Below are 22,758 nucleotides of genomic sequence, written 5' to 3'. Positions count from 1 at the left end.
CGGGGCGAGCGGCCCGTCCGCGGCGCCGCGGCGGGCGCGATGCTCGGCGCGCCGACCGACCAGATCCGCGCCCGCGAATGGCATCTCGGCGTGCTGCGCGCCCAGCGGGCCTGGCGGTACTCGCGCGGATCCGGCGTGACCGTCGCCGTCCTCGACACCGGCGTCGACGGCGACCACCCCGACCTCACCCGCCGCGTCGTCACCGGCACCGACCTCACCGGCGGCGGACGGCGCCCCGGCGGCCGCTACTGGGGCCTGCACGGCACGTCCATGGCCAGCATCATCGCCGGTCACGGCCACGGACCCGGGCTCGCCGAGGGCATGATGGGGGTGGCCCCGCTGAGCCGCGTCCTGTCGGTCCGTGTCACGCTGGAGAACGACGATCCGCTGCGGCGCGGCAACGGCACGGCGGCGGGCGGCGACCGTGACGCCGTCGCCCTCGGCATCCGCTACGCCGTCGACCACGGCGCCACGATCATCAACATGTCGCTCGGCGGCGGCCGCCAGCACTACGAGGGCACGCCCACCCAGGCCGCCGCGATCCGGTACGCGCTCGGCAAGAACGTCGTGCTGATCGCCTCGGCGGGCAACGACGGCTCCGGCGCCAACCGCAAGAACTTCCCCGCCGCCTATCCGGGCGTGATCGCCGTCGGTGCGCTGGACCGCGACCTGCGCCTGTGGAAGGACAGCAACCGCCGCTCCCGCACGTCCGTCTGCGCGCCGGGCGTCGACATCGTCAGCGCCGACGCCAGCGACGGGTACGTCGTCGGGACGGGCACCAGCGCCTCGTCGGCCATGGTCGCGGGCGTCGCCGCGCTCATCCGCGCCCGCTACCCGCGGCTGGCCCCCGAGGCCGTCCACCAGGCGCTCGTGCGGGGCTCGGCCGCGCGTCCCGGGCACCCGTCCGGCACCACGGCCTGCGCCGGTTCCGTGGACGCGCCGCGCGCGCTCGCCGCCGCGTCCAAGCTCAACGAGAGCGCGCACGGCCCGGTCCGCAAGCCCGCGCCGTCCGCGACCCCCGAGCAGCCCGCCGCCACCCCGGAGCGGGGCTCGGGCCCGCTGCTCCCGGCCGTCCTCGGCGGCGGTGGCCTGCTCGTCGTCCTCGGCCTCGTGCTCGGCTGGCGGCAGCGGCGCCGCCCGGAGGAGGAACCGGACGGCGTCGTCCCCGAGTACGGCCTGCCCTACGACGCGCCGTCCACCGCCGTGCCCCCGTCCTTCGCCGGCCCGGTGACCTCCACGACGACCGGGGAGTACGCCGCGCCCATGGGCGCGCCGGTCTGGCAGAGCAACGAGGCGCTCCCCACCAACGACCCCGCGCCCGCCCCCGGAGCATGGGACGACGACCCTCCGCCCTTCCCGGAACCGTCCGCGCGGGAGTACGAGCCGGAGCCGTACCCGTCCCGCCATGAGAACGCCGGAGACGCTCCGCCCCGCAGGCCGCGGATCATGGCCACGTCGGAGTTGCGGCCGTTCGTCCCGAGCGAGTTCCAGATGACCGGCCCGAGCGGCGCCCCGGTCCGGCACGTCCACGGCAACGGCACCGCCCTGAACGGCGAACACGGACAGCCGCCCAACGGCCACCGCCCGCGCAACGGCCATGATCTCCGCCACGGCCACGGCCTGAACGGCGGCGGCTTGAACGGCGGGCATGAGCCGCGAAATGGGGAGGGTCTGCGTAACGGGCACGACGTGGGTGGTGAGCAGGCGCCCCACAATGGTCGCGACGTGTTCAACGGTCATGACTTTCGTGGTGGGCAGGAACCGGGGCCCGGGTACGTCCCGCGCAACGGACACGAGCCGCATAACGGCTACGGCCTGGGTGGCGAGGAGGAGCCGCACGGCGAGGACGAGGCGGGCGGCCACTTCTCGCCGGGCGGACACGGCCCGCGCAACGGCCGAGCGGTGTACCGGAACGATCCGTGGGGCGACTGGGAGCCCGAGGAGACCGAAAGCCACAACCCCCTCAACGGCCGAGACCCACGTAACGGCCACGCCCCGCTCAACGGCCACGACCCAGGCAGCGGCCCCGCCCCGCTTAACGGCCACGCTCCGCTCAACGGTCATGATTCGGGTAGTGGTCATCTCCCGCTCAACGGTCGCGAGGCGTTCAACGGTCGCGAGTCGGGTGGCGGGCATGCTCCGCTCAATGGACACGACTTCGGGGGTGGGTGGGGCGGTGACCGGTTGAACGGGGCCGCCTCGGATCTGAGTGGGACCGGTGCGCCGCCGGCCGTTGAGCCGGAGGCGTTCGACGACGGGACCTGGGAGTGGTTCAAGCGCCGTCCCCTCGACGGCACCGGGGCGCCGGAGGCCGGTGCGGGGCCGCAGGAGGGGCCGGCCGGCCCGCCCGCGCCGCCGTCCGGTCCGGCGGACGGGGAGCGCGGGCGGCACTCCCGGCGCCCGGGGCCCGCCGATGACGAGGACCAGCGGCCGCCCTGGTGGTGACGGGGAGCGTCCCGCTACTCCACCGGGCGTAGCGCGGGTGCCTCCGGCCGTACGATGACGACCCCCGAACCCGTCGCCGAGCATCGACTCATCCGCACAGAAGGGGTCGATGGATCATGATGATGACGCTGGCGACGCAGATGCACCCGGGGGGCTGGAACGACGGCGGCGACCCGCCCGCCTTCTGGCCGGTCTTCCCGATCACGTTCGGGCTGTTCTGGCTGGCCGTCCTGGGGACGGGCTTCTACCTCGTCCGCCGCAGGCTGGCGGGGGGCCGTGCGGCGGCGGCGACCGCGGCGCCGGCGGAGTCCGGCCCGCTGGCCAAGGCGCAGTCGATCCTCGCCGAGCGGTTCGCGCGCGGCGAGATCGACGAGGACGAGTACCTGATGCGCATGTCGGCGCTGCGCAACGGCGGCTGACCCGCGCCTACTCCGCGCCGGCCTCCTCGAAGATCCTGCCGATGCCGTCCGGGTCCATGGGCACCCGGACGGCGGCGTCGGCGAAGCGGGTGAGCAGGCGGGCGAACGTCGCCCGCTCCTCGTCCGGCCAGCCGGCCATCAGCTCGTCGAGGTAGGCGCGGCGGAACCGGTCGGCGACCCGCTTGACGCGCCGGCCCGCCTCGGTCAGCCCGAGGTTGGCGCGGCGCGCGTCCACGGGGGAGGGGCGGCGCGACACCAGGCCCGCGTCGATGGCGTGCCCGACCAGCCGGCTCGCGGTGGACGGGTCGACCTCCAGCCGTTCCGCGACCGCCCCGACGGTGACCTCGAAGGCGGCCCCGCCGTTCGCGTCGTCGCCCATGGCGGTCAGCGCGGAGACGGCGTTGACCACCATCAGGTTGGAGATCTGGAGCGGTCTGCCGTCCGGCCCGCCGGAGGTCTGGGCGCGGATGTGCTTCATGAGGTCGGGCCCGGCCCAGACCCGGCGGAGGTGGAACAGGGCCGTGCCGATGTCGGACAGGACCGGATCGCCGAGGCCGTTTCCGGACGGGCCGGTGTCCCGCGGGGTGGCGCGTTCGGTGGCGGAGGGCTCCGTCGCCATGCCAGGTCTCCCGTTCGCCTGCCCGCCGTCCCGGATCGCGGCGGCGCACTTCGATGAGGCGTTTCCCACCCTAACGAATGTAGTGTGCATATTTTTCTGACCCGCCGTCCGGGACGTCGGTGGCGGCTGGGGCGGGCGCTCTCGGCGGGACACGAGGCGCGGAAAGAGCCGCAGGTGAAGGGGGATGTGGTGCACTGAGAGGACCGGTCCGCGCGGTGGCGGCGTTCCCCGCGAACCGCGGGAACTTGTCGGCGCGGACGCGTAGCATGGCACCCTGCCGAACCCGGACGACCCGGGATCAGTAACCACGAAGGGGACCCCCATGCGTGCGGCGAACGTCCCCGGCGACGGCCCCCAGCAGGACGGAAGCATGGACGACGGCTCGGCCCCCGACCCCCTCACGGGCGACCCCGTGACCGCAGGACCGCCGCCCGGCGGCCTCGACGACGACGCCTTTCCCCCCGGCCCCCTCTCCGAGCGCGACCGCCAGATCCTCGCCTTCGAGCGGCAGTGGTGGAAGTACGCCGGAGCCAAGGAACAGGCCATCCGCGAGCTGTTCGACATGTCGGCGACGCGGTACTACCAGCTCCTCAACATCCTGATCGACCGGCCCGAGGCGCTGGAGTGCGACCCGATGCTGGTCAAGCGCCTGCGCCGGGTGCGGTCACAGCGGCAGCGCCGGCGCGCCGCGCGGCGGCTCGGCATCCGGCCCTGAGATGACGAAGACTGGGCGGCGTGAACTCTCCCCGCTCAGTGACACCCGCCGGCGCCGACGGACTGGCCGCGATCCGCGCCGACCCCGCCGGCGCCGTGCTCGGTTTCGACTTCGACGGCACGCTGGCGCCGATCGTGCCCGATCCGGCCGCGGCGCGCGCCCATCCCGGCGCGGCGCCCGCGCTGGCCCGGCTGGCCGCGCGGACGGCCGCCGTGGTGGTCATCACCGGCCGTCCCGCGGCGCTGGCCGTGGAGTACGGCGGCTTCGGCGGCATCGACGGGCTGGTGGTGCTCGGCCAGTACGGTCTGGAACGCTGGGAGTCCGGCGAGCTGACCGTGCCCGAGCCGCCGCCCGGCGTGGCCGCGGCCCGCGCGAAGCTGCCGGGCGTGCTGGCGGCCGCGGGCGCCCCGCCCGAGACGTTCGTCGAGGACAAGGGGCAGGCGCTCGCCGTGCACACGCGGCGCTGCGCCGAGCCTGAGGTGGCGCTCGAACGGCTGCGCGGCATCCTCGCCGCGCTCGCCGAGCGCACGGGCCTCGTCGTGGAGCCGGGACGGCTCGTCCTCGAACTGCGGCCGCCCGGCATGGACAAGGGGCGCGCGCTCCGCTCGTTCGTCGCGGGCCGCTCCGCCCGCCCGTCCGCGGTTTTGTTCGCGGGCGACGACCTGGGCGACCTCGCCGCGTTCGGCGCCGTCGAGGAGCTGCGCGCCGAGGGCGTCCCGGGTGTGACGGTGTGCAGCGGCTCCGCCGAGGTCACCGCGCTCGCCGAGCGCGCGGACCTCATCGTGGACGGCCCCGAGGGCGTCGTGGAGTTCCTCGGCGCCCTCCTGCCGGACTCCTGACCCCGCGAACCCGGCCGGGGTTCATTCGGCTTCGGGGTCGTCGGCGAGGATGCCGTAGAGGCGGCGGCGGGCGTCGTTGACGACCTCCAGCGCGCGCGCCTTCTGCGTTTCGCTGCCGACGGCCATGACCTGCTGCAGGGCGACGATGAGCTGGCCGATGACCTCGCGGCCGCGCAGGGCGTTCTCGCCGGCGGCCTCGGTGACCTCCTCCCACGGGGCGGTCTTCTGCGCCGACGCCTCGGCGCGGCCGGTGTCGGTGAGGGAGAACAGCCGCTTGCCGCCGTCCTCCCGGCTGCTGACCAGGCCCTCGTCCTCCAGCATCTGGAGGGTCGGGTAGACCGAGCCGGGGCTCGGCCGCCAGACGCCGCCGGTGCGGCCGTCCAGTTCCTGGATCATCTCGTAGCCGTGCATGGCGCGCTCGGCGAGCAGGGCGATCAGGGCGGCCCTGACGTTGCCGCGCCGGGTGCGGCGCCCGCGTCCGCCGCCGCGTCCGCCCCGGCCGGGCCCGAAGCCCGGTCCGGGGCCCCACGCGCCGAACGGGTCGCCGCGGCGTCCGCGCTCCTCGGTGTGCCGGTGCCTTCTTCCGGTGTGGTCACGCATCGCTGTCTCCTTACGTGTATCAATTGCGATGCATTAACGATATATCGGAGACTGTTCGCGATGCAACCTTAGGAGCATGGGGAGCCGCTGGATTCGCGCCCACCCGTCTGTGGACGGCACTGGACGCCTCGGTGTTGTCAACCCTCCATGGACGCACCTGCCACTCACTGGGATGGATCCGCAGAGCCGACCCCCGCCGCCTACTGGAAGGCGCGACGGTGCGGGACCTCGGGGGCAGGGTCGCCCGCACCGCCGCGCCGGTCTGGACGGCTCGCGCTGCGCCTACGCGCGGGGCAGGTTCAGTGCCACGCCGATCACCTCGGCCGCCTGCTCGGCGGTCGCGCTGATCTGCTCTCCATGGTCGGGCTCGCCGTACCAGACGTAGGCCGAACGGCACCGCGACCACAGGACGTACCGCGGTCCGGCGCCGGAGCGGATCAGGTACAGCACGCTCCCACCGCCCGGACGGGTGGCGTAGACACCGGAGAACCGCCGCGTCAGCAGGGTCGCCACCTCGTCGAGACGCTCGGCCGGTGAAGCGGACGCGGGGGGCTCTGCCGCTTTACCCGTCCCCCCGCGTCCACGCTCGGACTCACTCACCGGCGCCGCTCTCGGACGTCGCCGCACCGAGCGTCGTCGCGACGGTCAGGGCCGCGTCGACGATGTGGTTCGCCTCGGCGATCGGCTCACCCCACGACGTCACGAACCACAACCGCCCGCCGTCGTCCTCGCGCGGCTTGCACGTGATCGTGTCGGCGAGGCGCGGGACGTAGTCACAGCAGCCCGGCGCCTTCGGGTTGATGACGATCAGCTTGCGCCGCTGAAGAACCGTCTCCAGCCCGTAGACGTGAAGCCGGGTCATCAGCGCGCCGAGTCGCGAGTAGGCGTCCGGGTGCTCGACATCGTCCGGGCGTTCACTCGTGCCCGCTCCGTCCGCTTCGTTACCCTTGCCCACAGCCGAACCTCGCTTTCGGTCAGGCCCCGGCCGGTGGTTGAGTCACCGCGTCCGGGGCCGCTTGCATTCGGGGCGCGGTCAGCATCAGGGACGACGCGCGAGACCCACGAAACTCCACGAGCGCACATGTCCGTCATGTCCATCTCACCCGAAATCCTGATCTGCCTGCGACTTTGCTGTTCCCAGGGTGAAGCCAGAAGATTATGATCGGTAGACGAAGCACGAGGCCGCCCAACCTGTCAACCCTGATCAGCATTCACGCTAAGGATGTGAACCTCTGATGGCGCCAAAGCGTGAGACCGCTCAAGAGATCTGGGGTAACGAGCTCGCTCATGCACTCGACGCAGCCGGGATGACGGGCAGGGAACTAGCGGAAGTGCTCAACGTGGTCCCCTCGACCGTGAGCAATTGGATCAACGGCAAGAGAACGCCCCACGTGGACGACATCGAGCGCATAGAGAACAAACTGGGCACTAACGGGTATCTAGGGCGTGACCTCAAGTGGGTCCAGCGAGAGATCTCTCCCGAATGGTTCGAGTGGCGGCGCGTTGAAGAGGAATCAACCACACTATTAACGTACGAAACGCGAGTCGTTCCCGGACTACTTCAAACCCCGGAGTACGCCCGGACGATCCTCCCGGCGGTGAAAGCGGAGGAACGACGAGACAGGCAAGGAATATTCGAGCACGACGTTCCGCCGTTCTTTGAGGCTCTTATAGATGAGAGCATTCTGTATCGCAAGGTAGGCGCTGCCGAGATCATGGCCGAACAACTAGGTCGTTTGATCGCTAGCAGGGACCAAATTGTAAGGGTGGTTCCGTTCTCCGCGGACATCAAGCGGTTCACTCTGTCTTTTGTGCTGGCCACACTCGACAGTGGAAAGCAAGTGGCCTATCTGGACAGTGCGCTAAAGGGTCGCATTACCGAGCGCCCGTCGGACATAGCAGAGCTTTGGCGATTTTGGGGAGAGGCGGGAGCGGCGGCGCTCTCGCAAGAAGCCTCCATTGACCTGATACGCAGGACGATTGAAGACAGGTGGTCTGCAAAATGAAATGGCGGAAGTCCAGTCAAAGCACTTCCAACGGAGAAAACTGTGTCGAACTGGCCCGGGTCGTGAATGGTGTGGCGACCAGGGACAGCACTGACCCGGACGGACCGAAGCAGGCGTTTACCGTCGCTGAGATGGCGGCCTTGTTTGAAGCCATCCGGCAAGGCGATTACGACCTATAGAACGTCCCTGCCCCCTCGTAGTCGCTGCGCGGGACTCCAAGGACCCTGACGGCCCCGTGCTGGGTGTCAGCCGTGCGGAGTTCAAGGCATTCGTCGGAGAGATCCGCGCAGGCTCACACGACCTATAGGCCCCCCGGCCCGTTCGCGCGTTCACGGCTTCGGGGTCGGGGTGGCCTGGTCGAGCCGTTCACGGGCGGTTCGCATCGTCTGTTCTGCCCGTTGCCTCGCGCGCCGTGCGGTGGTGGTGCCGTTGTCGGCGCGGGTCGTCAGTTCGGATTCCCGCGCACGTCTCACAGACGGCCCTTGTAGGACCATTTCACGCCGTTCTCTTCGGCGATCTTGCGGGCCTTGACGTAGTCCTCTATTTAGATCCCGCTGCGCCCGGGAGGACTCCCGGCCGGGACTGCGGCGGCTGGGCGCGGTACGTCCTTGATGGGGTGCGCCGTCGTCCGAGGCGAGCCGGACGACCCGGCTCGCCGCGCTGCACGCTGAGCCGGCGGACCTCGCCGGTGCGCCCGGCGGGCCGCGGTGCGGCCCGCCGGGGCGGACGGACGGTGGGTCAGGGACCCGTGACCTTCAGGTGGTCGAGGATGTCCTTGGTGGCGACCCGGCCGTCGACCTCCTTGACCCGGATCCACAGCCCGAACTTGCCGGACTTGTCGGTGAGTCCGACCTCGGTCACCGAGGGCGTCCCGGTCTTGCACGCGGTGAACCGCGTGATGGTCCCGGTGAGGGACTTGTCGGGGCTGGTGTAGTTCTCCGGCGCCGCCTTGGTGCACGTCGAGTGGATCGCGGCGTTCGGCGGCGGCAACTGCCCCTGCCGCACGTCGGTGGTCAGCCCGACGAACACGCCGGGGCCCTTCCCGTCGCCGAGGAACGTGGCGATGGCCGGGGTCGCGCGCAGCACGGGGCGCGGCTGGGCGTCGCTCAGCCGGACCGCCGACGGGGTCCACGTCGGGTCGCCCGCCTTCGGCCACACCTTCGGCACCGCCGCCTTGATCTTGCCGGAGGTGTCGGCGATCTCCACGAAGTCCTTCGGGACGGCCGGGGTCTTGCCGCCGTCCCCGCCGCCGCCGTCCTTGCCGCCGCCGGAGAACAGCGTCCCGAGGGCGAGCCCGCCGACGAGCGCGAGCACCAGCACGACCGCGGTGATGATCAGCGGTGTGACGAACTTCTTCGGCGTGCCGCCGCCGGGCCCGCCCGCGCCGCCGCCGGCCCCCTTGAGCCGGCCGAGCAGGCCGCCGGACCCGCCCGTCCCACCGGCCTGGCCGCCGCCCTGTGGCGGGCCGCCCTGCTGCTGACCGCCCGGACCCTGGCCGGGCGGTGGAGCCTGGAAACCCGTGGGCGGAAGCGGCTGACCGGGGCCGTAGGGCGGCTGCCCCTGCGGCCCGCCCGGACCACCGGGGGCTCCCGGGCCGCCCGGCCCCGGCGGACCTTGCGGCGGCCCGTGCGGGCCCTGGGGCCGGGGCGCGTTCTGCGGCGGCCCGCCGCCGCCCTGGGGAGGCGGCGGAGGCGGGAACACCGCCGTCTTGCCCCCGCTCCCCGGCGGCTCCGCGTGCCCCGGATACTGCTGCGGCATCGCCGTCGTGCGGTCGTCGTCGGGGGCCGTGTGCGGATCGGCCCCCTGGAACGCGCCCGGATGGTCCACCACGGTCTCCGGTTGCTCACCGCCCTGCGGGGATCTGGGCGGGACGCGCATCTCCGACGTGTGGACGTCGTCCTCGCCGCCGGCGGGCTGGTCGAACCGCGTCCGCATGTCGGGCGCGCCGCCGGCGGGAGGCCCGTACCCGGGACCCTGCGCGGCCCCGCCCTGGGCCCCACCGCCCTGGGCGGACGTGCCGTCGCGGTAGTAGTCCTGGATGGTCGCGTCCGGCTCGATCAGCGGCTGCGGAGCCGCCGGGCCCGGAGCGCGCGAGCGTCCCCGGCCGGGACCGTACCCGGGCGGGACGGCGCCGGGCATCGACGTCGGCCGCAGCGTGGACAGCGCCTCGGCGAACGCCTCGGCCGTCGGCCAGCGCTTCTCCCGCTCCACCTCCAGTGCGCGCAGGATGACCTGGTCGGAGGCGGGGGGCAGGCCCTCGCGCAGCTCGCTCGGCGGGTTCTTGACCGGCGCCGGGCCGGGGGCCCGCCCGGTGAGCATGTGGTAGGTCAGCGCGCCCAGCCCGTACACGTCGGCGCGGACGTCCAGACCGCCGCCGAACCGGGCCTGCTCGGGGGACATGTACCCGGGCGTCCCGACGGGCAGGGTGAACGCCCCGGACGCGTGCGCGAGCGCCTTGGCCAGACCGAGGTCGGCGATGAGGAGCTTCTCGCCGCCGTCCGGCGTCGACTGGAAGAGCACGTTGGACGGCTTGAGATCCCGGTGGATCACGCCGAGCGTGTTGATCACCTCGACGCCGTAGGCGATCTCCTCCGCCAGCACGAGGGCCTCGCTGACCGGAAGTGGCCGCTCACGCATCCGGTCCGCGAGCGTGCCGCGGTCCGCGTACGACATGACGAAATAGGGCCGGCCATCCGGAAGCTCGCCTATGTCGTGAACCCGGACGAGCCGCTCGGAGTCGGCGCGGCGCAGGATCCGGGCCTCCTCCAGAAAGCGGTTGCGCACGTCCAGGTCGTCGATGAGGCTTCCGGACAGCACTTTGATGGCGACCTGGGACTCGAGTGCGTCGTCGTGCCCGAGCCACACAGACGCGAACGCCCCGGAACCCAGGACGCGGTCGATTCGGTAACGGCCGACTGATGGTGGGAAGGACACTCCCGTATCATGCCCAACAAACGGGGTGTGTGTGCGAACGAGCATTGAGGCGCGGCATGGCATTCGATGAGAGGACCGAGGAGCTGGCGGTCAAGGCCGCCCAGGGCGACCAGTCCGCCCTGAACGAGCTCCTTCGCAAGATCGAGCCGGACGTGCTGCGGCACAGTTCACGGTTCCTGCCCTGCCGGCAGGACGCCGAGGAGGCGTGCCAGGACGCGCTGCTGCAGGTCGCGCGGAACATCCACCGCTTCGAGGGACGGTCGCGGTTCAGCACGTGGCTGCACGTCGTCGTCGCGAACTCGGCGCGCTCGACGTACCGCTCGCTGAAGCGCCGCTCGGTCGAGCAGGCCGGCGAGCTGCCGCAGCAGCGTCCCGACCCGCGCCGCACCAGCGTCATCGCCGGCTCGCGCGTCGACATCCTCGATGCCATGGAGAGCCTTGAGGCCCGCAAGCCCGACCTCATCCAGGCCCTCGTCCTGCGGGACGTCTCGCAACTGGAGTACGCCGAGATCGCCGAGCAGCTCAAGCTCCCGCTCGGCACGGTGAAGTCCCGCATCCACGAGGCGCGCAAGCAGGTCCGCCAGACCCTGGGCGAGTCCTACACCTGACCGGTCCCGGCGGCCGGGGCGTCAAACACCGGTCATCGGCCGGCAAGCGTGCGCCCAGGTCGCGGGTGCGGGCGGTGGTGCGTCGGCGAGCATGCCGTCCATGTCTCTAGGCCTCGCCTCCCGTCCCGACCGCCCGATCTTCGTGTTCGGCTGCCCGCGCTCGGGGACCACGATGCTGCAGCTGATGCTGCATTCGCACAGCCGCATCGCGGTCCCCGCCCAGACCAGGTTCCTGCTGCCCGCCTACACGGGCCGGTGCCAGTTCGGCGACCTGCGGGTGGAGCGCAACCGGCGCGCCCTCGCCGAGTGGATCACCGGGGAGCGGGCCACGAAGTTCACGGCGCTCGGCCTGGACCCCGCCGAGACGGCGGCGGAGATCGTGGCCGGGCCGCCGTCGCTGGGCTCGGCCCTCGCCCTGGTGTTCCGCGCCTACGCGCGGCGGCACGACCGGCCGCGCTGGGGCGACAAACGGCCGAGCTACTCCCGGCATGTGGGCTCGCTGCTGCGGATGTTCCCGGACGCGCAGTTCGTCCACCTCGTCCGGGACGGCCGCGACTGCGTCGCGTCGCTGCGGGAGATGCCCTGGTACCGGCACGACCTCCACCACGCGGTGTCCGCGTGGCGGGAGACGATCGACATCGGCCGGCGGCTCGCCGGCCGGCTCGGCCCGGACGCCTACTACGAGCTGCAGTACGAGCGGCTCGTCGCCGACCCGGCGGACGAGCTGATCCGGCTCTGCGGGTTCCTCGGCGAGGACTTCGAGCCCGCGATGACGCAGCCGCAGAGCATGGCGCTGGCGACCGTCCCGCGGCAGCGCGGGCGGGACGGGCTGCTCTGCTCACCGGTGACCGCCGGCCGCGTCGGGTCGTGGGCGCAGCGGCTGGAACCGTGGGAGATCGGCCTGGCCGAGGTCGCGTTCGGCGACCGGCTCGCCGAGTACGGGTACGAGCCGAGCGGCCTGCCCAAGCCGCCCGCCGCGCTGGTCGCCCGCTTCACCCGGACGAGCGCGCACCGCCGCATGGCCCAGCACAAGGCCGACCTCCGCGAGCGCTGGCAGCGCCGCCACGAGCCCTGCCCCGTCCAGTCGCTCCTCACGCCGCTCGACAGCGCGCCCACGCCCGCCTGAGCCCACCCCGCCTCGGACCGGCCGCCTCGGCGGCGCGGTCTCTGCGGGCCGGTTCGGTGGTTCGCGCGCCGCTGTTCGCGTGGTGCGGCGCGGCGTGGTCTGCGCGGAGCCGTTCGCGCCGTTCGGGTGGTGTGGTCAGTCGAGGGCGGCGAGCTGGTCGGCGAACCAGCGCTGCGGCGGGAGCGCGGTCGCGGCGGCGGCGAGACGGCCGCAGCGTTCCGCGCGGCGGGCGCGGGGCATCAGCAGCGCCTGGTGCAGCGCCTCCGACGTCTGCGACACGTCGTAGGGGTTCACGACGAGCGCGTCACCGGCCAGCTCGGCCGCCGCGCCCGCCTCGCGGGACAGCACCAGCGCGCAGCCCCGCCGCGACAGGACGGGCCCCTCCTTCGCGACGAGGTTCATGCCGTCCCGGATCGGGTTGACCAGCAGCACGTCCGCGAGGCCGTAGGCGGCGAGGGAACGCGGGTAGTCGTCGTTCACCTGGACGATCAGCGGGTCCCAGTCGGGGGTACCGAACTCGGCGGTGATCTGCGCGGCCGTCCGCTCGACCGCCGCCGTGTAGTCGCGGTACTCGGCCAGGTCGTAGCGCGACGGATAGGCGAACGCCAGGTGCACGACGCGTCCGCGCCACTCCGGATGGTTCACCAGCAGCTCGCGGTAGGCGGCCAGCCCGCGGACGATGTTCTTCGACAGCTCGGTCCGGTCGATTCGCACGATGAGCTGACGGTCGCCCACCTGCTCGGCCAGCGCGCGCGCCCGCTCCGTGACGTCCTGCTCAGCGGCCCTCTCACGCAGCGCCGCCGCGTCCACCCCGAGCGCGTGCACGCCGATGCGGGTGACGTGCCCACCGCAGGTGACCGTCCTAGCCGCCCGGTCCACGCGCGCACCCGGAAGCAGCCGCTCGCAACAGTCGAGGAACGCACCGGCCCACCGCTCGGTCAGGAACCCCGCGTGGTCCGCGCCGAGGATGCCGTGCAGGATCTGCTGGCCGATGTCGTCCGGGAGGAGCCCGTAGTACTCCGGCGGAGCCCACGGCGTGTGCGAGAAGTGCACGATCTTCACATCGGGACGCCGCTCGCGCAGCATCTGCGGGGCCAGGGACAGGTGATAGTCCTGGATCGCCGCCTTCGCCCCCGACGCGGCGTCCCGGGCCAGGGCGTCGGCGAACGCGGCGTTGTACGCCTCGTAGGACTGCCAGTCGCGCCGCGTCCGCGCGTCGAAGTGCGGGCTGCGCGGAGTGTCGTACAGCAGGTGGTGGACGAACCACAGCGTCGAGTTGGCCACGGCGTTGTACGCGCGGTGGAACGTCCCGGCGGGGATGTCGAGCATGCGCACCGCCGCGCCGCCCGTGTCGAACCCGGCCAGGTCGAGCCGCCCGTCCGGGGCGCCGCGCGCCGCCGTCCGGTCCGCGTCGCTCAGGCCCGCGCACACCCACAGCGCGTCCGGGGCGGTCGCCGGCACGCCGTCCCCGGCGACGCCGTGCGCGGCGTGGACGGCCCCGACGGGACGCGGCGGCCCCGGATCCCGCGGCGCGCCGATGACCCCGGCGAGGCCCGACACGAGCCCGCCCCCGCCCCTGCGCATGGCGAGCGTGCCGTCCTCGGACAGGGAGAAGGAGACCGGGCCCCGGTTCGATGCCACCAGCACTTGGCTCATACCGGCAGGGTCTCAGCAGAGGCCGGGGCCGTTCAAAGTGCCCCGCGTGATTGGGACGGCCGGAAGCGCGCCGCGCGCCGGACCTGCCACAAGTGCCGCGATTAAGGGGTTTTGCTCAGGGTAGGCGACGCGGATGAGCAGGGCCGAGACGAAGAAGACCGTCCTCGTCGCGGGTGCGGCGAATTTCATCCTCGCGATCACCAAGCTGGTCGCCGGCGTCCTCGCCGGGTCCAGCGCGATGCTCGCCGAAGGCGCGCACTCCGTGGCCGACACCCTCAACCAGGGTTTCCTGTACGCCTCCCTGCGCCGCAGCGCGCGGCCCCCCGACCGGCGCCACCCCTTCGGCTACGGCAACGAACGCTATTTCTGGTCGCTGCTCGCCGCGTTCGGGATCTTCGTCGCCGGGGCGGGCTTCTCGATCTTCGAGGGCGCCCTCACCATCGCCGGCCACAGCAGCGAGGGCACCCAGGTCTGGCTCGCCTACGCCGTCCTCGCCCTCGGCGCGATCCTGGAGGGGACCTCCTGGATCCGCGCCTTCCACCAGGCCCGCCAGGAGACCCGCGACAACGGCCGCGACCTCGTCGACCACGTCCGCCGCACGCCCGACGTCACGTTCAAGGCCGCGCTGTTCGAGGACACCGCCGCGATGATCGGTCTCGCGATCGCCGCCGCCGGGCTCGCCCTGCGCGAGATCACCGGCTCCGCGTTCTGGGACGGCCTCGCGTCCGTCCTCATCGGCCTGCTGCTCGTCGTCGTCGCCTTCGCGCTCGGCCGCGACAGCATGGGCCTGCTCATCGGCCGCGCCGCCGACCCCGCCGCCCAGCGCGAGATCCGCGCCGAGATCGCCGCCGCCCCCGGCGTCACCGGTGTGGACGAGCTGCTGACCATGCACTTCGGCCCCGACGAACTGCTCGTCGCCGCCAAGGTCCACTTCTCCGACACCATCAGCGCGGACGAGGCCGAGGACGTCGCCGGCGCCATCGACCGGCGGCTGCGCGAGCGCGTCCCGATCGTCCGGCACGTCTTCCTGGACCCCACCCAGCGCACCGTCGCCCGCGCCGACGAGCCCGCGTGATCAAGACCACCCCCGGGTACCGTCCCCTCCGCCGGGACCCGCCTTGCCGGGCATCCGGTCAGATCATGTAAAGTCACGCATACGAGCTGATAAGGCTCGTGAGCTGCGCGCATGCGCGGCCGTATGCGTATAACTGAATACCGCTCATCCAGAGGGGTGGAGGGACCGGCCCGATGAAGCCCCGGCAACCACCCGGTTAGCGAGCGCTCGCGATCCTGCGAGGCCGGCCGGGAGATGGTGCCAACTCCGGCCTGCGACCAAGGTGGCGCAGGGAAGATGGGGAGAAAGGCTTCGCCCTCATGGCATACACGCCTGCCGGCAACCTCGGACCCGCGACCGCTCTCGTCTGCCGCGAATGCGGCAACCGGCGCGAACTCGGCCCGCACTACGTCTGTGAAGAGTGTTTCGGTCCCCTTGAGATCGCCTACGACTTCGGCGGGATCACCCGCGCCGACATCGAGGCCGGGCCGAGCAACATCTGGCGCTACCGCGGGCTGCTGCCCGTCCCGTCCACCGTGGCGGACACCCCCAACATCGAGCCGGGCCTGACCCGCCTCGTCCGGGCCGACAACCTCGCCGAGTCGCTCGGCCTCCAGCGGCTGTGGGTCAAGGACGACAGCGGCAACCCGACCCACTCCTTCAAGGACCGCGTGGTCGCCGTCGCGCTGGCCGCGGCCCGCGAGCTCGGCTTCAAGGTCCTGGCGTGCCCCTCCACCGGCAACCTCGCCAACGCGGTCGCCGCCGCGGCGGCCCGCGCGGGGATCCGCAGCGCGGTGTTCGTGCCGTCCAACCTGGAGTCCCAGAAGATCATCACGACCGCGGTCTACGGCGGGACGTTCGTCACCGTGGACGGCAACTACGACGACGTGAACCGGCTCGCCTCGGAGATCGCCGGGGAGCAGGAGGACTGGGCGTTCGTCAACGTCAACGTCCGGCCGTACTACGCCGAGGGCTCCAAGACGCTCGGCTACGAGATCGCCGAGCAGCTCGGCTGGCGGCTGCCCGACCAGATCGTCGTCCCGATCGCGTCCGGCTCCCAGCTCACCAAGATCGACAAGTCCTTCCAGGAGCTGATCAAGCTCGGCCTGGTCGAGGACCGGCCCTACCGCGTGTTCGGCGCGCAGGCCACCGGCTGCTCTCCCGTCGCCGCCGCGTTCAAGGCCGGGCACGACGTCGTCCGCCCGGTGAAGCCCGACACGATCGCCAAGTCGCTGGCCATCGGCAACCCCGCCGACGGCCCGTACGTCCTCGACATCGCCCGCCGCACGGGCGGCGCCATCGAGGACGTCTCCGACGAGCAGGTCGTCGAGGGCATCCGGTTGCTGGCCCGCACCGAGGGAATCTTCGGTGAGACCGCCGGTGGCGTCACCGTCGCGACCCTGCGCAAACTGGTCGAGGACGGCCGGCTCGACCCGGGAGCGGAGACCGTGATCATCAACTCCGGAGACGGGCTGAAGACGCTGGACGCCGTCGCCCCCGTGGTCGCGCCGAGCGCCAACATCGCCCCGACCCTGGAGGCGTTCCGCGCCGCCGGCCTGGCCTGACAGTCGCCGAGAAAGAAGGAGCACCCATGAGCACCGTGTCTGTGCGGATCCCGACGATCCTGCGGACCTACACCGGCGGCGAGGCGGAGGTGAAGGCCGAGGGCGACACGCTGCGCGCGGTCGTCACCGACCTGGAGGCGAACCACGCCGGCATCTCCGCCCGCATCCTCGACGACGCCGGCAAGATCCGCCGGTTCGTCAACGTCTACGTGGGTGACGAGGACGTCCGTTTCGCCGAGGGCCTGGACACCCCCACGCCCGCCGGGACGCAGATCTCGATCATCCCCGCGGTCGCCGGCGGCTGACCCGCCCGTTCGTCTTCCGGGGGCCGGCCTCACGGGGCCGGCCCCCGCTCGCTTTGCGCATAACCCCGTCGCGACGAATTGAATCGACCGCCAAAAGAGCGCGCTCGGCCCCTATGGACGAGAACTCGCGCATCAAGACCGCGACCAACAATCCGGTGGACGACGTTTACGCGGCGACCGTCGAGTTCCTGTTGGTGCAGCCCACGACCCGCGCCCCCAGTCCGCATCCCCCGAAGGCGGTCGTGCGGCGGACAGCTCCGGTGACCTGGGCTTATACCCTCCCCGCCACCATGAGTGCAGACTGGCCCGCTCAGCTGATTTCGCCGCGCCGGAATCGAGAACCGATTCGTGCGCGATCCGGAACCTAATGGGTTGCCTTGCACACTGAAAGAGCGCACCATGCGGGGATGCGCTCATCGATCAACATTCCGAACTTCGGGGACTTCGCCGATGCTCGGACGGTGGCGGCGGTGGCCGTGGCCGCGGAGCAGGCGGGGTGGGACGCGCTGTTCGTCTGGGACCACCTGACACATGATCATCGTCGGCTTCCCTTCGGCGATCCGTGGATGCTCCTGACGGCGGCGGCGCTGGCCACCGACCGGATCAGGCTGGGCACCCTGGTCACGCCCGTCGCCCGGCGGCGGCCGCAGCAACTCGCCCGCCAGGTCGCCACGCTGGACGCGCTGAGCGCCGGCCGGGTGATCCTCGGCGTCGGGCTGGGGGATCGCGACGACTTCACGAGCTTCGGGGAGCCCACCGACCAGCGCGTCCTCGCCGAGCGCCTGGACGAGGGGCTCGACCTGATGGAGCGGTACTGGACCGGGGAACCGGTGACCTACCAGGGACGTCATTATCAGGCCGAGGACGCCGCGCTGCTCCCCGCGACCGTGCAGCGGCCGCGTCCGCCGATTTGGGTCGCCGGGTTCTGGCCGCGCCGCCCGCCGATGCGGCGTGGGGCCCGGTTCGACGGGGCGGTGCCGCTGTTCACCTCCGCCTTGCACGGGCACGCCCCGCCGGTCGAGGAGGTGCGCGACCTCGTCGCCTACGTGCGCGGGCAGCGGGACGCGCTGGGAGACCGGCCCGCCGGACACCCCTTCGAGATTGTCGTCGGCGGTGTGAGCCCCACGGAGCCGGGCCGGGCGCGGGACGTGCTCGGGCCGTTGCTCGACGCGGGCGCCACCTGGTGGGACGAGCGGCAACGCATGGACATCGACGACCTCCACCGTCTCTCGCCGATGCTCGCCCGCATCGAACAAGGACCACCGGCCATCTGACGGCACGATCACCGGGCACCGCCCGGCGCCGCGACGCCGGGCAGGCGCACGTCAGACGGCCACTCGGACGGTTTCCGGCGCAGGTGAGGCCGGGTCTGGCCAGGTAGATCGAACTTCCCCTGGTGGCGATGCGCATCGCTTGCACTCGGCAGGGTAGAGTGCTAAACAAACGGTTGGCACTCTACTGTGGAGAGTGACAGCTTCACAGTCTGGGTCGGGGCGATGAGGCCCTAGTCCGGCGACGGAATGGCAGTCGCCGGGGCGGGGCCGTCCGTCGCGGGCGTCGGCTCGATCCTTTTAAGCCACCTTGTTCCGGGAGGACTGGAGCCTATGGCTGCAAAGATGATCGCGTTCGACGAGGAGGCCCGTCGCGGTCTCGAGCGCGGCATGAACCAGCTCGCTGACGCCGTGAAGGTGACCCTTGGCCCCAAGGGCCGCAACGTCGTGTTGGAGAAGAAGTGGGGCGCCCCCACGATCACCAACGACGGTGTGTCGATCGCCAAGGAGATCGAGCTCGAGGACCCGTGGGAGAAGATCGGGGCGGAGCTCGTCAAGGAGGTCGCGAAGAAGACCGACGACGTCGCCGGTGACGGCACCACCACGGCGACCGTGCTGGCCCAGGCGCTGGTGCGCGAGGGTCTGCGGAACGTGGCGGCCGGCGCGAACCCGATGTCCCTCAAGCGGGGCATCGAGGCCGCGGTCGAGCGGGTGAGCGAGGAGCTGTCCAAGCTCGCCAAGGACGTGGAGACCAAGGAGCAGATCGCTTCGACGGCCTCCATCTCCGCCGGCGACCCGCAGATCGGCGAGATGATCGCCGAGGCGATGGACAAGGTCGGCAAGGAAGGCGTGATCACGGTCGAGGAGAGCCAGACCTTCGGTCTGGAGCTCGAGCTCACCGAGGGCATGCGCTTCGACAAGGGCTACATCTCGCACTACTTCGTGACCGACCCCGAGCGGATGGAGGCGGTCCTCGAGGACCCGTACATCCTGATCGTTCAGGGCAAGGTGTCGGCCAACAAGGACCTGCTGCCCGTCCTCGAGGGCGTCATGCAGTCCGGCAAGGCCCTGCTGATCATCGCGGAGGACGTCGAGGCGGAGGCCCTGGCCACGCTGATCGTCAACAAGATCCGCGGCATCTTCAAGTCGGTGGCCGTGAAGGCCCCGGGCTTCGGCGACCGCCGCAAGGCCATGCTGAACGACATCGCCGTCCTCACCGGCGGCCAGGTCATCAGCGAGGACGTCGGCCTGAAGCTCGAGAACACCTCGATCGACATGCTCGGCCGGGCGCGCAAGATCGTCATCGCCAAGGACGAGACCACGATCGTGGACGGCGCCGGCGACGCCAACGAGATCGCGGGCCGGGTCAACCAGATCCGCACCGAGATCGACAACACCGACTCCGACTACGACCGCGAGAAGCTCCAGGAGCGCCTGGCCAAGCTCGCCGGTGGTGTCGCGGTCATCAAGGCCGGTGCCGCGACCGAGGTGGAGCTCAAGGAGCGCAAGCACCGCATCGAGGACGCCGTCCGCAACGCCAAGGCCGCGGTCGAGGAGGGCATCGTCCCCGGTGGTGGCGTCGCGCTGCTGCAGGCCGGCACCAAGGCGTTCGACAAGCTGGAGCTCGCCGGCGACGAGGCCACCGGTGCCAACATCGTCAAGCGCGCTCTGGAGGAGCCGCTGAAGCAGATCGCCGTGAACGCCGGCCTCGAGGGCGGCGTCGTGGTGGAGAAGGTCCGCTCGCTCACCCCGGGCGAGGGCCTGAACGCCGCCACCGGCGACTACGTCAACATGTTCGAGTCGGGCATCCTCGACCCGGCCAAGGTGACCCGGTCCGCGCTGCAGAACGCCTCGTCGATCGCCGCGCTGTTCCTGACCACCGAGGCCGTCATCGCCGAGAAGCCCGAGAAGAACCCGGCTCCGGCGGGCGGCATGCCCGACGCCGGCGGCATGGACTTCTGATCGCGTCCATGAGCCGCACGGTCTCGTGCGCTTGAGAGGGGTGGTTCCTCCGGGAACCGCCCCTCTTTGCCGTGTGGAGGCCGTGCGCTCTGTGCAACGGGACGGGCAAGCAGTGAACGCTCGTGAGGCCGTCGCGGCGGTCGCTCGGGAGCCGTTCATTCCGGAGCAGATCTTCGTGCGCGACGAGCTGGGCCGGCTGGTGCCGCTGCGGCGCTCCGGGACGGTGGCGCGAGCAGGTCGGAGCCGACGCTCCGGTCGTGACCCGGGTCGAGCCCGACCCCGCCCTCCCCGTGGAGGTCGTCGCCCTCAGGGTCCAGGACGACGGGACGGCGCGAGGGCGTTGTGTCGGCCCTTCGCCTTTCATGCCGTTGCGCTCCCAGCAGGTGAGCGCCCGCGGAGTAGAGGAGGCGGAGGAACGGTGGGAAGCGGCCGGCAAGCCGGAACCGACCCGGCTCGGAGTCACCGTGACCTCTGACGGGCAGCGCATCTGGCTGGACTCGCCCACGAACGCGATGCCCTGAACCCGTCACCGCCGGACGAAGCGTCGGCCTGTCGTGCGCCCATGGGGCGTGGGGCCGGTGCGCGGCGACCGGCTCCGCTTGGTCTCCCCTGGGCTTGACTCCCTCGACCGTGCGCGGCCATCACCCGTCGTCAAGACCCGCACGGGTGAGCCCGGCGGGATCAGGTCGCCGACGGCTCGTCGAGAAGCGGGGCAGCCGGCCTGAGAGAGCGGGATGTCGTGGCGGTCGGCGTCGTCCAGGGCGCTCTACGAAAGGTGGCCTGGACGGGTACGCGGGTGGCGGTGGCACCCCGCTGGACAGAAGTTGCTGTCCGTCCTGGGATACCTGTGACACGTCTCGCAGGTCAGGCGTCTCTGTAAAGACGAGAGTGTGGAGAGGGCACCGCGAGGGTCTTTCCGTCGACCGGCAGGGCTTGGCAGGATCGCCGCTTGGCGGTGCGTCGCGCCGGATGACGCGCGCGCCCACAAGTGGATCCGGAGCGGCCGCCCGGCGGCCGATGAGACGGGAGAACCGTGACCGAAGTCTTCAGCTCCTCGGTGCTCAAAGTCGAACAACCGCGCAGGGGTCCGTACGCCAAGTCGCGCTACAAGGTGCTCGACGGCGACGGAACGGTCCTCGCCATCGCCGGGGAGACGAACGAGAAGGGCCGTGCCGAGACGCTGCGGACCGTCTTCCCCGGCAAGTCGGACCTCGACGCGCGCGCCGTCCTGCTCACCACCCCCGACGGGGAACCGCTGCTCGTCGTCGACAAGCTGCAGGGCAGGGCGCTCACCGAGGTCCGCCGGCCCGACGGCGAGGCGATCGGATCCTTTGTCACCGAGCGGATAGGACGTCGTTACCTCGTGCACGACGCCGACGCCGGTGTCATCGGCACGGTGGGGGTGGACCTGCCGCGCAACAACTTCGAGGTCGTGGACCGCAAGGGCACGAAGGTGGCGCACGTCCGCAAGAAGTGGGCGGGGCTGGCCACGCACCTCCTGACCACGGCGGACAAGTACACCGTGGAGATCCACGATCCCGTCCCGGAGCCGCTGCGGACGATGGCCGCCATGACCGCGATCGCGATGGACCTGAACCTGCACGAGTCGAAGGACATCACCTGACGCCGGTCGCCCGTCCCGGCCGGGGGCTTTCCGCGTCCCGGACGGCGAGGTACCGTCCGATCGTGCAGGCCATGCCAGGACGCTCGGACGGCTGGTGGATCTCACCGGTCGTTCCGACGATCGCGAACTGCGTCCTGGCCGTCCTCTGGGCCTTCTCGACCTTCGGCGGCTGGGGCGACGCCGCCTTCTGCGAAGCCGGCGAAGCCCGCGACCCCGGATGCGCCGCCGACCTCGACCACGCGATCCTGTTCTCCGCTCCCGTGGCCGCCCTGGCGACCGTCGCCGCCGTGATCGCCTGGGCCCTGCCGTCCATCAGGCACAACGCCGGACGGCTGGACACGCTCCTCACCGTGGCGGCCTTCGGCTGGGTCTTCGCCGAAGGAGTCCTGTTCATCGGTGGCTACCTGGCGCAACCCTGACGCCGGACGGGCCCGGAGGAGCCGCTCGGCCGACGAGTTTCCGAACGTCGCGACCCGCCGGAGCGCGCTCTTCGAAACCCGCGATCCGGACAAAAGCCGAGGTAGTGCGGGTGATGGCCAGGACCGACCGCCGGCGGCGACGGCGCCGGGTCCAGAAAAACGCGCGAGCCGGTTTGACGCCGACACCTCATGGGCATACTGTTCACTTCGCCCCACGGGGATGCGGACGCCGACAGGCGGCCGGCCCGGCGGGGAACCCACTCTCGACTCAGCCGACACGGCTTTGCCGTGCCCGCCGTGCCGTGATGGGATCGGAAAAGGTCCGATTTTGACAATCGAGCCTGATCTGATGAAATGGCTTCACCGCCCGGAAGGGCCGCGCAAGCGGACCGGAAGGGTGTATCGGAAAAGACCGGGAAATTGACAGCCCGGACGGATCTGATAAAGTAAAAGAGTCGCCCCGGGGCGGGAAACGCGAAAGCGAGTCCAGCACGGTGGGTGTCCGTTTCTTGAGAACTCAACAGCGTGTTAAAAGCCAGTGCCTTTATCGATCTGGCCGGTTTGTTCGGCCGGATCGCCCCGTGGCCATCG

At 71.5% G+C, this 22,758-nt stretch carries 23 protein-coding genes and 1 riboswitch; of the genes, 17 read left to right on the top strand and 6 right to left on the bottom strand.

All coding sequences use genetic code 11. The features are described 5' to 3' along the window. Together E1291_RS24545 and E1291_RS24540 are read left to right on the top strand one after the other, a co-directional pair. A partial coding sequence (locus E1291_RS24545; RefSeq protein ID WP_131740337.1) for a S8 family peptidase occupies positions 1 to 2,445 on the top strand: 2,445 nt, incomplete at its 5' end. Positions 2,446 to 2,561: 116 nt separating this feature from the next. Beyond that, positions 2,562 to 2,864, top strand: a complete 303-nt coding sequence (locus E1291_RS24540; protein ID WP_207400913.1) for an SHOCT domain-containing protein — start codon at positions 2,562 to 2,564, stop codon at positions 2,862 to 2,864. 7 nt (positions 2,865 to 2,871) lie between these two features. Here the strand turns inward: E1291_RS24540 and E1291_RS24535 are convergent, their stop codons facing one another. Continuing rightward, on the bottom strand, positions 2,872 to 3,483 hold the full coding sequence (locus tag E1291_RS24535; RefSeq protein WP_131740336.1) for a MarR family winged helix-turn-helix transcriptional regulator: 612 nt from the start codon (positions 3,481 to 3,483) through the stop codon (positions 2,872 to 2,874). A 370-nt stretch (positions 3,484 to 3,853) separates the two neighbouring features. Here E1291_RS24535 and E1291_RS24530 point away from each other — a divergent pair, with 370 nt between their 5' ends. After that, positions 3,854 to 4,198, top strand: coding sequence for a DUF3263 domain-containing protein (locus tag E1291_RS24530; protein WP_131740338.1), 345 nt, complete (start codon positions 3,854 to 3,856; stop codon positions 4,196 to 4,198). A gap of 38 nt (positions 4,199 to 4,236) precedes the next feature. After that, positions 4,237 to 5,037: a trehalose-phosphatase gene (gene otsB / locus E1291_RS24525; RefSeq protein ID WP_131740335.1), complete on the top strand. Its 801-nt coding sequence runs from the start codon at positions 4,237 to 4,239 to the stop codon at positions 5,035 to 5,037. A gap of 21 nt (positions 5,038 to 5,058) precedes the next feature. Here otsB and E1291_RS24520 read toward each other — a convergent pair whose 3' ends face one another. The 3 genes from E1291_RS24520 to E1291_RS24510 form a co-directional block, all read right to left on the bottom strand. Next, positions 5,059 to 5,637: a PadR family transcriptional regulator gene (locus tag E1291_RS24520; RefSeq protein WP_131740334.1), complete on the bottom strand. Its 579-nt coding sequence runs from the start codon at positions 5,635 to 5,637 to the stop codon at positions 5,059 to 5,061. Positions 5,638 to 5,919: 282 nt separating this feature from the next. After that, positions 5,920 to 6,150, bottom strand: a complete 231-nt coding sequence (locus tag E1291_RS24515) for a hypothetical protein (RefSeq protein ID WP_131740333.1) — start codon at positions 6,148 to 6,150, stop codon at positions 5,920 to 5,922. 79 nt (positions 6,151 to 6,229) lie between these two features. Further along, entirely contained in the window at positions 6,230 to 6,592 is a 363-nt protein-coding gene (locus E1291_RS24510) for a hypothetical protein (protein WP_131740332.1), read from the bottom strand. Between the two features lie 280 nt (positions 6,593 to 6,872). Between E1291_RS24510 and E1291_RS24505 the strand changes: the two genes are divergently transcribed. From E1291_RS24505 to E1291_RS45205, 3 genes are read left to right on the top strand one after another with little or no spacing between them, the layout of a single operon-like run. After that, complete coding sequence (locus E1291_RS24505; protein ID WP_131740331.1) at positions 6,873 to 7,643, top strand: helix-turn-helix domain-containing protein; 771 nt, start codon at positions 6,873 to 6,875, stop codon at positions 7,641 to 7,643. Continuing rightward, positions 7,640 to 7,822 carry a DUF397 domain-containing protein gene (locus E1291_RS24500; protein ID WP_131740330.1) on the top strand — a complete coding sequence of 61 codons (183 nt, stop codon included), beginning with the start codon at positions 7,640 to 7,642 and terminating at the stop codon, positions 7,820 to 7,822. The genes E1291_RS24505 and E1291_RS24500 overlap by 4 nt, the downstream gene beginning before the upstream one ends. Further along, entirely contained in the window at positions 7,819 to 7,950 is a 132-nt protein-coding gene (locus E1291_RS45205) for a DUF397 domain-containing protein (protein ID WP_207400914.1), read from the top strand. The genes E1291_RS24500 and E1291_RS45205 overlap by 4 nt, the downstream gene beginning before the upstream one ends. 431 nt (positions 7,951 to 8,381) lie before the next feature. Here E1291_RS45205 and E1291_RS24490 read toward each other — a convergent pair whose 3' ends face one another. Next, complete coding sequence (locus E1291_RS24490; RefSeq protein ID WP_242614349.1) at positions 8,382 to 10,622, bottom strand: serine/threonine-protein kinase; 2,241 nt, start codon at positions 10,620 to 10,622, stop codon at positions 8,382 to 8,384. An 11-nt stretch (positions 10,623 to 10,633) separates the two neighbouring features. On the opposite strand from E1291_RS24490, the gene E1291_RS24485 reads away from it, so the two are divergent. Continuing rightward, positions 10,634 to 11,185 carry an RNA polymerase sigma factor gene (locus tag E1291_RS24485; protein ID WP_131740328.1) on the top strand — a complete coding sequence of 184 codons (552 nt, stop codon included), beginning with the start codon at positions 10,634 to 10,636 and terminating at the stop codon, positions 11,183 to 11,185. 100 nt (positions 11,186 to 11,285) lie between these two features. Beyond that, the gene (locus E1291_RS24480) at positions 11,286 to 12,311 is read left to right on the top strand and encodes a sulfotransferase family protein (protein WP_131740327.1); all 1,026 of its coding nucleotides are present in this window, start codon (positions 11,286 to 11,288) and stop codon (positions 12,309 to 12,311) included. A gap of 135 nt (positions 12,312 to 12,446) precedes the next feature. Here E1291_RS24480 and E1291_RS24475 read toward each other — a convergent pair whose 3' ends face one another. Further along, positions 12,447 to 13,967 (bottom strand): alpha,alpha-trehalose-phosphate synthase (UDP-forming), encoded by a 1,521-nt coding sequence (locus tag E1291_RS24475; protein WP_131740326.1) that lies wholly within the window; start codon positions 13,965 to 13,967, stop codon positions 12,447 to 12,449. A 133-nt stretch (positions 13,968 to 14,100) separates the two neighbouring features. Here E1291_RS24475 and E1291_RS24470 point away from each other — a divergent pair, with 133 nt between their 5' ends. From E1291_RS24470 to E1291_RS24435, 8 genes are all read left to right on the top strand, one after another. Further along, the gene (locus E1291_RS24470; RefSeq protein ID WP_131740325.1) at positions 14,101 to 15,042 is read left to right on the top strand and encodes a cation diffusion facilitator family transporter; all 942 of its coding nucleotides are present in this window, start codon (positions 14,101 to 14,103) and stop codon (positions 15,040 to 15,042) included. Between the two features lie 141 nt (positions 15,043 to 15,183). Beyond that, positions 15,184 to 15,325, top strand: a riboswitch (SAM riboswitch). Positions 15,326 to 15,341: 16 nt separating this feature from the next. Further along, positions 15,342 to 16,586, top strand: coding sequence for a threonine synthase (gene thrC, locus E1291_RS24465; RefSeq protein WP_131740324.1), 1,245 nt, complete (start codon positions 15,342 to 15,344; stop codon positions 16,584 to 16,586). 26 nt (positions 16,587 to 16,612) lie between these two features. Then, on the top strand, positions 16,613 to 16,891 hold the full coding sequence (locus E1291_RS24460; protein ID WP_131740323.1) for a MoaD/ThiS family protein: 279 nt from the start codon (positions 16,613 to 16,615) through the stop codon (positions 16,889 to 16,891). Positions 16,892 to 17,298: 407 nt separating this feature from the next. Beyond that, positions 17,299 to 18,165, top strand: coding sequence for an LLM class flavin-dependent oxidoreductase (locus E1291_RS24455; RefSeq protein ID WP_131740322.1), 867 nt, complete (start codon positions 17,299 to 17,301; stop codon positions 18,163 to 18,165). A gap of 330 nt (positions 18,166 to 18,495) precedes the next feature. Beyond that, positions 18,496 to 20,124 carry a chaperonin GroEL gene (gene groL / locus E1291_RS24450; RefSeq protein WP_131740321.1) on the top strand — a complete coding sequence of 543 codons (1,629 nt, stop codon included), beginning with the start codon at positions 18,496 to 18,498 and terminating at the stop codon, positions 20,122 to 20,124. A gap of 257 nt (positions 20,125 to 20,381) precedes the next feature. Then, complete coding sequence (locus E1291_RS24445; RefSeq protein ID WP_131740320.1) at positions 20,382 to 20,645, top strand: hypothetical protein; 264 nt, start codon at positions 20,382 to 20,384, stop codon at positions 20,643 to 20,645. A gap of 512 nt (positions 20,646 to 21,157) precedes the next feature. Further along, positions 21,158 to 21,748, top strand: coding sequence for a phospholipid scramblase-related protein (locus E1291_RS24440; RefSeq protein ID WP_131740319.1), 591 nt, complete (start codon positions 21,158 to 21,160; stop codon positions 21,746 to 21,748). A 71-nt stretch (positions 21,749 to 21,819) separates the two neighbouring features. After that, positions 21,820 to 22,167, top strand: a complete 348-nt coding sequence (locus E1291_RS24435) for a hypothetical protein (protein ID WP_131740318.1) — start codon at positions 21,820 to 21,822, stop codon at positions 22,165 to 22,167. Positions 22,168 to 22,758 lie beyond the last annotated feature (591 nt).

Source organism: Actinomadura roseirufa, from assembly GCF_900659635.1.
Taxonomy (GTDB): Bacteria; Actinomycetota; Actinomycetes; order Streptosporangiales; family Streptosporangiaceae; genus Spirillospora; species Spirillospora roseirufa.
Note: the sequence above shows the minus strand (reverse complement) of the source record. Positions and strands in the feature narration are given on the sequence as shown.